This is a genomic window from Staphylococcus sp. GDY8P67P (assembly GCF_017892545.1).
Lineage (GTDB): Bacteria > Bacillota > Bacilli > Staphylococcales > Staphylococcaceae > Staphylococcus > Staphylococcus ureilyticus.
Genome location: NZ_JAESLH010000022.1, coordinates 330,652 through 342,031 on the forward strand (window position 1 = coordinate 330,652; position 11,380 = coordinate 342,031).

Sequence of the window (11,380 nt, forward strand, 5' to 3'; positions counted from 1 at the left end):
TCGATTTCTGTCCATTTTTATTATTCTTAGCTTTATTGTAAATAGTAATTTTATAAACTATAATGATAATAACCAAAATAAGGAGTAATCATGATGACCACAAATAAAATTATTTTAGATTTAGCGATTACATTGGATGGATATATAGAAGGGCCGAATGGAGAAGTTGATTGGTGCATCATGGACGAAGAAATGAACTTTAATCATTTTCTAGAACAAATTGATACTATTATATATGGTAGGAAAAGTTATGATTTATGGGGAGAATTTATGCCAAATTTAAAGGATGATCAATTTGGAGATAAAATGATGTGGGACCAAATTCATAGCAAGCAGAAATTTGTGTTTACTAACCAAAATTATAATGATAAAGCGCATACAAAGTTTATTAACGGTGATGATATCAGTAGCAAGGTTTTGAAAATCAAAAAACATAGCAACAAAGACATTTGGCTCTATGGCGGCTCAAATATTATCACAACTTTTATAAATCTTAACCTTATTGACGAATATAGACTTTCAATCCACCCAGTCATTTTAGGATCTGGAAAACCTCTTTTTGAACACAATCAAAATCGCGTCAACATCTCATTATGTAATACACATGTTTATAAAAGTGGTGTAGTGCAAATGATTTATCAAAAAATAGATTAAACATAGAAGCAAAAATATCTTATTTTTGCATAAACAACTTTAAATGGGAAGTGGGCTTTATCTTATTTGCATTAAAATTAACAAAATGTCAATTTCTATAATTTTTCAATAGAAATTGACATTTATATTATTTCATCAATAATATTAAAATCTTTGGCTAATTTAAAGCGCGTTATTTTAAGCAATAAATACAAAAAGCTCAATAATCGCTAAAATTAAAAACACTAGAAAAACAATTCCATAAATATTATTTTTCTTAATACTTTCTTTGCTTGCTTTTTGCTGTTTTGCTTTATTATTTATATTGGAAAAGAAAGTAATACCTGAATAAACTGCAATCAGTACTGTGACACCAAATAAAATCCATGTACCAAACATATATATAACCTCCTTAAATAACTAAAATAAATTTTTTCATACATATAAAATAATTATTCCTATTATATACCTATATTAATACATTTCTGCTAATCCTCCAATGTTTAAAATTTACAATTTTGTAAATACAATCACAATCAGATACTTCATCATACAAATAACATGTAAAATAAGTTATAATGTATTGAAAGAATATGAATAGAGGGGTTAATATAATGAATGGTCTTAGAAGTGTAACTACAGGGACAAATGATTTAAGTAAAACCAAAGAGTTATTCTCCAGCATACTTGGATTAAATGTGGCCGATAAAGGACAAGCTTTACGTTTTGGTGATGCTGAATTAAATTCAGGTACACGTATACATTTTGTAGAAGTACCAAACTATATTAACAATAACAACCATATTGAAAATATCGGTTTAAGAGTTCCAAGTGATGAAGGACTTGAAGAATATCAATCAATTTTAGAACAGCATCAAATTGCTTTCGGTGCGCCTACTGATTTAAACGGTCATAAATATTTCAATTTCCAAGATCAAAATGGGCAGACATTTAATATTTATTCCAATGAACATAATTCTGGTACACCACTCGGTATACCAACCTTCGAAAGTAATGTTAACCCGCTGCATCAAATTCAAGGCCTAGGTCCTGTTATCTTAAAAGTTAACGATATAGTACTTACACAATCTATTTTAACTAGGGTGTTTGGCCTAGAACATTTTGCAGAATATACTCCTAACGACCATGCTAATTTTAAAATACAAGTTTTTCGTATTGGTGATGGTGGTTTAGGCGGCGAGCTGCATGTTCACGCATCAGACGAAGAAATTTTAATGCCGGAACATGGTATATTAGAACAAATTGAATTTGGAATAGAATCTAAATCACAATTCCAAAAGACTATTGAAGAACTTGAATCCATTGGAATCCCTTATCAAACATTAGATCAAGAAGGCGAAAGATCACTAAGAATCACTGAAAAAAGTGGTATTACATTCATTTTAACCTTAGAAACTTCATAATAAAAAAGAGAGGATTTTTAGCTATGCTACATGAAACTTGGAAAGATCATACACCCATTAAAAAAGTAGAAGTTACACATACAGATGCACAAAAATTCACAGTGTCTGACATGTTAACTGTAGGACAACAATATGATGTAATAAATGAAACTGAAGAATATTATCAAATCATCGACAACTCTGGACTTGTCGGTGGCTACTTTAAAACCTATTTTAAAGAGGTATAATTTACAATATGAAACATGTGAAATAGAAAACGTGTAATATTAAATATAACTTAAATTAATAAGACTAGGGCTATATAATTTCAAACATTATCCAAGCCCCAGTCTATTTTTAATGATATGAATTTTATAAATTATTTTATTTTTAAAGGAGCAAGGAACAATGACGAATTCGCAATATATTAACAAAGATGAAACTGTGTTTGATGATGCAACATCAATGATGGCATTGAATAAAAATATTTTATTAAAAGGACCAACGGGCTCTGGAAAAACAAAGCTAGCTGAGACTTTGAGCGAAACAATAGATCGTCCAATGCACCAGGTCAATTGTTCAGTAGATTTAGACGCTGAAAGTTTATTAGGTTTTAAAACGATACAGACAAATGAAAATGGCACACAAGAGATTGTATTTATTGATGGACCAGTTATCAAAGCAATGAAAGAAGGCCATATACTTTATATCGACGAAATCAACATGGCAAAACCAGAAACTTTACCCATTTTAAATGGCGTATTAGATTACCGTAGAAAATTAACAAATCCGTTCACTGGTGAAATTATCAATGCTGCCCCTGGATTTAATGTAATCGCTGCAATAAACGAAGGATATATTGGTACATTGCCAATGAACGAAGCACTTAAAAACCGGTTTGTCGTTATTCAAGTAGATTATATTGATGGCGATATTTTAAGTGATGTAATTAAAAATCAAAGCCAATTATCAGATGATAAAACAATACAAAAAATCATTAATTTTAATGAAGATTTACGAACAATGACCAAACAAGGCCAAATTTCTGAAGAAGCAGCGAGTATACGTGCTTTAATTGATTTAAGTGATTTGGCTACCGTGATGCCTATAGAGCGTGCCATTAAACGTACAATTATCGATAAACTAGAAGACGAACGTGAACAGCAAGCCATATTAAATGCAGTAGAATTAAACTTTTAGTGAGGGATATTTATGAGCGATCGTTTTATATTATTTAATGACGAACAGCTAGATGCAAAGCAAGTAATGATGTTGCAAGATTTAGCTCGATTATTACTAAAAAATGAACAAACACAAGTTAAAATTCAAAAATTCCCATATTACGATCCAATCAATAATATGTTAATAACGAGTGCTTTTTGGTCGCATAGAAGAAATGACATTGAAACAACGGGGCTCAAGACTGATGTCATGCTTGCTGCTTACGGCTACAAATTGATGGATGAAACAGTTGTCAACGAAGTTATTCATAATAATACGTTTAAGCATCCAAAATTTTTCCAACAACTTTTTAAATTATTAGAAGATAAAAGAGTATTAAACGAAATAGTTAAACAACGGCCGTCTACTAAAGATGCCATTCACATGCGCAATGAAATTAGATTAAGTTATACTAGGACTCAAATCAATGTATATAAAACCAAAAAGACGTTTACAGATTTACTCTTTTTATATTTGGAATCATCGTTTTTAAGTGAGAACTTTTACGACATACCCCAAATTGGTCCACAAATTGATGATATTCTGACAAATATGTATCAATATTTGCCTAATTTTTTCTATAATGATTCGTCCGAGGATAATATGTACTTAGCTGAACGGATTATGTTCCAAATTGATGATATCTTAAATGAAGATATGTTAAATGAATATTATCATTTACCTAAAAAAGTATATGAAGCCATTCACGAACTCAAATTTGAAGATATAAAACGAACGGATGCAAGTAATACTGATAAATCTTCAAACAATGACCATGACGAAGAAAGTGTTAGTGAAGATATAGAATCTAATCATCAAGATAGTGCTTCACAAGGTGGAGCATATTTAGAAATGGAACTACATGAAGGTGAAAATAGTGAGGTTGTTGGTGATAATGACACTGCTAGAGAAGGCGACAGCGGTGATGATATGACAGATATGCAAACTAAAAAAGGTAAAGGATCTACGAATCAAGTAGAAAGTGAAGAAGGTGGGTCAGTAGGCAATCATTCTGCTTTTGCATTAAAAGGGATAAACGCAAACGTAGACGTTAAATGGAACATACCTGAAATACTACCTGAATATCATAATGAATATCATGATGTTGAAAAAGAAGTCCAATTTGAAACAAAAGACTTGATACAAATTATCAAAAAAACAATAGATAGAGAATACCAAGATGAGCGTCGAAATCTAACAAAAGGACGATTACAAAAAAATCTATTAAATTGGTTTATTGATGATCAATATAAATTATTTTATAAAAAACAAGATTTAAGTCAATCATTTGATGCAACCTTTACTTTATTAGTTGATGCTTCAGCAAGTATGCAAGATAAAATGTCTGAAACAATTAAAGGTGTCGTTTTATTTCATGAAACGTTAAAATCTTTAAACGTAAAACATGAGATACTAGCATTTAATGAAGATGCCTTTGATGCTGATGATACAAAACAACCTAATATTATTGATGAAATTATTGCTTATGATCAATCAACTATAAAACGAGAAGGACCTAGAATCATGGCATTACAACCACAAGATGATAATAGAGACGGTGTTGCGATAAGAATTGGCAGCGAACGCTTAATGCGTAGAGCGCATAATCAACGTTTTCTAATTGTGTTTTCTGACGGTGAGCCATCAGCTTATAATTATAGTCAAGATGGTATTCTTGATACTTATGAAGCTGTGGAAACAGCTCGTAAATTTGGTATTGAAGTTTTTAATGTATTTTTAAGTCAAGACCCAATTACAGAAGATATTGAAGAAACAATTCATAACATTTATGGCAACTATGCAATTTTCGTAGAAGGTGTAGAAAATCTACCAAGCCATCTTGCACCATTACTTAAAAAATTATTATTAAAATCTTTTTAGTACGTAATTTATTTATAAAATCACACATAAATTGAAATATTCAGAAATTTATATAGACGCATTCTTATAAATCGTGATAGAATAGTAAATATTATTTTATAGGCAAGAAGGAGAACGATTTATGAATAAAAATACATGGATTATAGGATTCACGCTGTTTGCTATGTTTTTCGGAGCCGGCAATCTTATATTTCCACCAAATTTAGGTTTAGATAGCGGCCAATTCTTTTGGCCTTCCATATTAGCATTTGCTTTAACTGGTATAGGATTGCCCTTATTAGGGGTAATCGTTGGTGCTTTAGATAAACAAGGTTATATTGGTTCTTTAAATAAAATTTCACCAAAATTTTCTGTGATATTCTTAATTGTCATATATTTAACAATTGGACCTCTTTTTGCAATACCACGTACTGCATCTACGTCATTTGAAATGACAATTACGCCAATTGCCCATACAAATAGTAGCTTAGCATTGTTTATATTTACAATCATTTACTTTTTAGTAGTTTTATATTTATGTATTAATCCAAATAAAATGGTAGATCGCATTGGGTCATTGTTAACACCATTATTATTAATTACTATTTTAGCGATGATTATCAAAGGGTTTGTTGATTATGGTGGTAATACACATAGTCAGGCAGCTGAAGCTTTTACTTCTAATTTTGCAGGTTTTTCACAAGGATTTACGAATGGTTATTTGACAATGGATGCGATTGCTGCCATTGCTTTTTCAATGATTGTGGTTAACGCGGTAAAAGCAACTGGCATCACGCACGCCAACAAAATTTTCAGACAAACACTATTAGCTGGAATTATTGCTGCAGTGGCACTTATGTTTATTTATATTTCCTTAGGATTTATTGGTAACCATATGGCTGTCCCGCAAGAGAAAGTTGCCAGTTTAATTGCTAACGATCAAAATATTGGTACATATTTACTAACGACAATGGCAAGCGCTGGATTTGGTGCTTTTGGAAAGTACTTGTTAGGTATCATCGTAGCTCTTGCTTGTTTAACAACTGCTTGTGGATTGATCGTATCTGTTTCAGAGTATTTTAATAGAATATTCCCAAGAATTTCATATAAAACTTACGTTATCATCTTCACGTTAGTGAGTTTTATTTTAGCAAATCAAGGATTAAACTCAGTGATTACAATGTCAGTTCCTGTTTTAAGTATTGTATATCCAGTAGCGATTACTTCGGTACTTTTAATATTACTAGCACGTTTTATTCCAACAAAACCAATTGCACAGCAAATTCCTGTAGCAGTAGTTTCTATTATTTCAATCCTTAGTGTGATTCACACACAAGGTTGGTTCAAGTTAAGTCTTATTGATAACTTACCACTGAAAGATTATTCATTAGAATGGTTCCCAATAGCAGTGATCACTACAATTATTGGTTATATTGTAGCACCGTTATTTAAGAAACAGAAAACTATCGTTTATGAAAAAGAATAATAAAATCAAATAACTCGTAGGGTATAAACATCCCTCATTTACGAAAAAACGTCAATTTCAATAGAAATTGACGTTTTTGTATATTAAGATTACTTGTTCTAGGTGAAAGGAGTACTTAACTGATGGACAGTAACAAGCTCATGATATAACAACCAAGACAAAATATACAATAAAAAAAGAGACCCGTAAATGAATCATTAAAAATATTCATTTGCGGGCTTAATATCTTATAATTTATTTCTGTATCCATTTTATTTTTGCTGTTTCATACCTAATAATTGATTTTTCATCTCTGTTTCTAATTGGTTTAATTCAGTTTCTGCTTGTTTACGTTTATTTCGACCCTGTTCCTGGATTTGGAGGGTCTGTTCAATCGTGTCTATGATATCTTGCTGTGTTGTTTTTAAGGTTTCAATATCGACAACACCACGTTCATTTTCAGTAGCTGTAGCAACAGCATTTTGCTTTAAAAGTTCTGAATTCTTGAGTAACAAATTATTTGTAGTATCTGTTACTGCTTTCTGTGCAGAAACTGCATTACGTTGTCTCATTAATGTCAGTGCAATAGACATTTGGTTTTTCCATAAAGGAATGCTCGTTAAAATTGAACTTTGAATTTTTTCTGCTAATGCATGATTCACATTTTGAATCATTCTAATTTGTGGCGCAGTTTGTATAGCAATTTGTCTGGATAGTTGTAAATCATAAATGCGTTTATCTAATCTATCTATAAATTGTTCCATATCTGATACAGCTTGCACATCCATTTGATTACCTGTGGATTCAGCTTGAGCATTTAATTTCGGCATATCTTCTTGTTGTATCACTTGTTGCTTTCTTTTAGCTGCTTCTATATACAGTGTTAATTCATCAAAATACGTTTTATTTAAATGATACAATTCATCTAGCATTCCAATATCTTTATTTAAATTATTTTTATGTTTATCTAGTTCAATTGAAATGCGATCAATTTGAGATCCTACAGATTGCATTTTTGAAAAAATTTCATTAACTGAAGCTTTTGTTCTTCTAAAAATACGTTTTAATTTTGATTGATTTTCTGGGTTTAACTCATCTGGGTTTACAGATTTAAGTTTGCTCATCAATCCATTTAAAGATTCCCCAACAGGACCAACATCTGTGGTTTTCACCTCATTAAGAATACGATGTGAAAATTGAGACATATCAGATTGTGCAGAAGTACCATAATTTAATAAGCTATCATTATCCATTGGTTTTATTTGTTTAGTTAATTCATCAATCTTCTGTTCATCTTCTTTAGTATATTGTTTTGTGCTGTTAATAATTTCTGATTCATTTGCTGATTGTTCATCAATATATTTATCCAATGGGTGCGAATTTAAAAAGTCTTGTTCTCTTACCATTTAATTTCACTCCACTTCTTTATATAAGTTACTTTTGTCTTTTTTGTTCAATTTTATTTAATTCCATTTCTATATCTAATTGGCTATAATCTTCTTCATTAATTCTCTTTAAATCTGCTACTAAAGTTCGTTTAACTTCATCTAAAGTGATGCGAGTTTGTGCTAACTTTTGCTTTTCTTCTTCTGATTTTTTTGGTGATTTTGCTAATCTCGTATAAGATTCAATGAGATTTAATGCATTATCAATATGAGAGTAGAAAAAACTTTCTACTTTAAAAAACATTCTGGGTTGTTGCTTTACTGCATAGTATATTGCTCGAGATATTCTATATATTTCGTTTACTTGTCTAAAATCTTTGATTGATCTTACGTTAACAAAAGTTTTTAAAATTCTTCTTATCTTGTCTTGTGCATTATTTAATTGACTATTTACAAAATGATAATCTCTTCGTGTTAAACCAATCTCATTTAAATATTTTCTAGAAGTTAAACGCTGAGTAGGGAAGTAGAATGCTATAAACGCTACTGCAGAAATAAGAAAATCAAAAATAAAATTTAACTCTAATGCAAATACACTAGAAATCCACGCGATAACAGCTATTGGAAAAGCAATAATGGTCCCATAAATTCGCGAAATATTATATCTCAAACTTCATCTTCCTTTATATTGTACTAAAATTTTCCCATGATTCATTCGTTTCTATCTCTTCAATTTCATAATCTTCAACTTGAGAAGCAGGTGAAGCACCCTCAGTGATAGCATTAATAAATGATGTTAGTGATGATTCATCTCCTTGAGCATAAATCTCTACATAATCAGATATATTTTGAACAGTACCTACAACATTATATTTTTTTGCTATCTTCTCAGTATAATAGCGAAAACCAACGCCTTGTACTATACCAAATACTTTAATATGTTTGCATTGCATATAATCACCTCTTATTATCATTATACGAAATTTTATCATACAAAACTAATATTTTTGTCTGAATAACAAGTGTCTATCCGTCAAAAGTATGAAACAGATAACTTGATTTTATATATGATACAGTTAAAATATTACACATAGCTATTTAGCAATATCTTTTGCGTATGGATGAATAAATTTTTTAAAATACTTTACATAACATATAGACAATATATAAAATTATATACAAATAATTCAAAATAAACGTAATAAATCATGATTAATATAATGATGATCATTACAATGATTTATTTGATAAGAGCAAGTATGAAGTTGAAAGTGAAAGGGTGTAATTTACATGTGGACAGTTGCAAAAATTCGGGCTGATTACGAAGGCTGGTGGTTATTTAGTGACTGGACTGATCATATCGTGGAACAATATCATTTTAAAAACTATGAAAAGATGCTAAATTACTATCAATCTATCATTGAAAATAGTAAAAAGCACTATGACAATTTTCTGGTTGGTAAATACAATATTCATGCATTTTATAATAATTGTGAATTAGGATTTTGTGAAGATTGTGATGAAGATTTACAGATTTTTTATAGTTATATTGTTTTAAATAATAATGAAGTTTATTATAAATTACCGATTGTTTAAGAAATTGTTTTTTCACAATTGCATTGCATTTTCAGCTATTATGGCTTATAATATGAGTCAAGCAATTGTTTTATTCCATATTGCAAAGAATATTGTAAGACAGATTTACACTGTGAAATTGTATTTTTTGTAATATGCGAATAATGCATATTGAATGAATATTAGTCTTGGAGGTTTCACATTTATGAAACAAGGTACAGTAAAATGGTTTAACGCTGAAAAAGGATTTGGTTTTATCGAAGTAGAAGGAGAAAACGATGTATTCGTACACTTCTCAGCGATTAACCAAGAAGGTTACAAATCATTAGAAGAAGGTCAATCAGTTGAATTTGAAGTAGTTGAAGGCGATCGCGGTCCTCAAGCTGCAAACGTTGTAAAACTATAATATAGATTGCAATATTGACTATAAAAAGAACCTTGTTAAAGGTTCTTTTTTAATATATAAATTTTTAAAATGTAATTTAAAAAGCTCTTTTTAAAGTGAATACTCGTTAATCGAGTACTTTAAAAAGAGCTTTAATTATGATTGATTCTTTATATTATTAACAAGTTATTTTGTATCATTTATGATTAATTGTCGCAATGATTGTCTTTTTATAACTTCTCTAGCTTTACTATCTTTTAGAAAGAATACTGACGGTTTTTGCATTTGGTTGTAATTAGATGCCATGGAATAATGATAAGCACCTGTTGATAAAACAGCTAGATAATCACCGCGTTTAACGGTACTAGGTAACTTAGCATCCTTAATTATAATATCTCCAGACTCACAAAGTTTTCCAGCTATTGTTACAGTTTCATCTTTTGGTTCATTTCTATTAACTAATAATGCTTCATACTGAGCATCATATAATGCAGTACGAATATGATCACTCATCCCACCATCAACTGATACATATTTGTTAACATTGGGAATCTCTTTGATTGTACCAACTTCATATAATGTTATACCGGCTTCTCCAACTATAGATCTACCAGGTTCTATTCCAATTTCTGGAAGAGGGTAGTTAAATTCAGTTGAAATTTCTTTTATCGCATCAGTAATTTCTGAAATTCCAGTTTCGATAGGGAAACTTACATCACCTTCAACATATCTAATACTGAAACCACCGCCTAAGTTAATCAGTTCAACCTCTATAGCATTTTCTTTTAACCATTGAATTACTATTTTTGCTGTTTCAATCATCGCTTCTGTGCCTTCAATTTGCGATCCTACATGAAAGTGAACACCTTTTAAATTTAAATGTTTCGTGTTTTTTACTTTTTCAACTGCTTGATTTGCCAATCCATGTTTAATTGACAAACCAAATTTACTATCTTCCTGACCAGTTTGAATAAATTCATGTGTATGGGCTTCAACACCAGGGTTTAAACGTAATACGACATTTACCGTTTCACTCGCATATTTATCTATGAGTTCTATTTCTTCTAATGCATCAATAACGATATAGCCAACTTTGCTTTCTAAAGCATACTGTAACTCATGCTTTGTCTTGTTGTTACCATGAAAATGTATATGCTGTGGGTCAAAACCGGCTTCCAATGCTGTATACAATTCTCCTTCAGATACTACATCAAGTTCAAGACCTTCTTCTTGTACTAATTTCACCATTTGTAGACAAGTAAATGCTTTAGAAGCATATGAAATGTTATAGTTTAATCCACTTTTCTGAAAAGCAGTGTGAAATCGTTGCATTTGTGATCTGATTTGATGTTCATCGTAAACAATAGTAGGGGTTCCAAAACTTTGAGCTATTGTTTTAAGACTTGTACCTCCCATTGTTAACTCGCCACGATCATTATATTCTACTACCATA

At 30.4% G+C, this 11,380-nt stretch carries 13 protein-coding genes; 8 read left to right on the forward strand and 5 right to left on the reverse strand.

Going from position 1 to position 11,380, the window contains the following annotated elements; all coding sequences use genetic code 11:
- Positions 1-90 precede the first annotated feature (90 nt).
- Entirely contained in the window at positions 91-654 is a 564-nt protein-coding gene (locus KA833_RS09495) for a dihydrofolate reductase family protein (protein WP_046208282.1), read from the forward strand.
- A gap of 177 nt (positions 655-831) precedes the next feature.
- On the opposite strand, the gene KA833_RS09500 is transcribed toward KA833_RS09495, so the two are convergent.
- Entirely contained in the window at positions 832-1,032 is a 201-nt protein-coding gene (locus KA833_RS09500) for a hypothetical protein (protein ID WP_046208283.1), read from the reverse strand.
- A 215-nt stretch (positions 1,033-1,247) separates the two neighbouring features.
- Here KA833_RS09500 and KA833_RS09505 point away from each other — a divergent pair, with 215 nt between their 5' ends.
- From KA833_RS09505 to brnQ3, 5 genes are all read left to right on the forward strand, one after another.
- On the forward strand, positions 1,248-2,057 hold the full coding sequence (locus KA833_RS09505) for a VOC family protein (RefSeq protein ID WP_046208284.1): 810 nt from the start codon (positions 1,248-1,250) through the stop codon (positions 2,055-2,057).
- Positions 2,058-2,080: 23 nt separating this feature from the next.
- Complete coding sequence (locus KA833_RS09510) at positions 2,081-2,284, forward strand: DUF6501 family protein (RefSeq protein ID WP_019468793.1); 204 nt, start codon at positions 2,081-2,083, stop codon at positions 2,282-2,284.
- A gap of 160 nt (positions 2,285-2,444) precedes the next feature.
- Positions 2,445-3,236, forward strand: coding sequence for an ATP-binding protein (locus KA833_RS09515; protein WP_046208285.1), 792 nt, complete (start codon positions 2,445-2,447; stop codon positions 3,234-3,236).
- Positions 3,237-3,248: 12 nt separating this feature from the next.
- Positions 3,249-5,138: a vWA domain-containing protein gene (locus KA833_RS09520; protein WP_210128492.1), complete on the forward strand. Its 1,890-nt coding sequence runs from the start codon at positions 3,249-3,251 to the stop codon at positions 5,136-5,138.
- Between the two features lie 121 nt (positions 5,139-5,259).
- Positions 5,260-6,603 (forward strand): branched-chain amino acid-like transporter carrier protein BrnQ3, encoded by a 1,344-nt coding sequence (gene brnQ3, locus KA833_RS09525; protein ID WP_046208287.1) that lies wholly within the window; start codon positions 5,260-5,262, stop codon positions 6,601-6,603.
- A gap of 251 nt (positions 6,604-6,854) precedes the next feature.
- Here the strand turns inward: brnQ3 and KA833_RS09530 are convergent, their stop codons facing one another.
- From KA833_RS09530 to KA833_RS09540, 3 genes are read right to left on the reverse strand one after another with little or no spacing between them, the layout of a single operon-like run.
- Positions 6,855-7,988, reverse strand: coding sequence for a toxic anion resistance protein (locus KA833_RS09530; RefSeq protein WP_046208288.1), 1,134 nt, complete (start codon positions 7,986-7,988; stop codon positions 6,855-6,857).
- A gap of 28 nt (positions 7,989-8,016) precedes the next feature.
- The gene (locus KA833_RS09535; RefSeq protein WP_046208289.1) at positions 8,017-8,637 is read right to left on the reverse strand and encodes a 5-bromo-4-chloroindolyl phosphate hydrolysis family protein; all 621 of its coding nucleotides are present in this window, start codon (positions 8,635-8,637) and stop codon (positions 8,017-8,019) included.
- Between the two features lie 13 nt (positions 8,638-8,650).
- Positions 8,651-8,920 (reverse strand): acylphosphatase, encoded by a 270-nt coding sequence (locus tag KA833_RS09540; RefSeq protein WP_046208290.1) that lies wholly within the window; start codon positions 8,918-8,920, stop codon positions 8,651-8,653.
- A gap of 337 nt (positions 8,921-9,257) precedes the next feature.
- Here KA833_RS09540 and msaA point away from each other — a divergent pair, with 337 nt between their 5' ends.
- Both msaA and cspA read left to right on the forward strand, forming a co-directional pair.
- Complete coding sequence (gene msaA, locus KA833_RS09545) at positions 9,258-9,563, forward strand: DUF1033 family protein (RefSeq protein WP_210128493.1); 306 nt, start codon at positions 9,258-9,260, stop codon at positions 9,561-9,563.
- 184 nt (positions 9,564-9,747) lie between these two features.
- On the forward strand, positions 9,748-9,948 hold the full coding sequence (cspA, locus tag KA833_RS09550) for a cold shock protein CspA (protein WP_001831260.1): 201 nt from the start codon (positions 9,748-9,750) through the stop codon (positions 9,946-9,948).
- Between the two features lie 165 nt (positions 9,949-10,113).
- Here cspA and lysA read toward each other — a convergent pair whose 3' ends face one another.
- Positions 10,114-11,379 carry a diaminopimelate decarboxylase gene (gene lysA, locus KA833_RS09555; protein ID WP_210128494.1) on the reverse strand — a complete coding sequence of 422 codons (1,266 nt, stop codon included), beginning with the start codon at positions 11,377-11,379 and terminating at the stop codon, positions 10,114-10,116.
- Position 11,380: the final 1 nt, after the last annotated feature.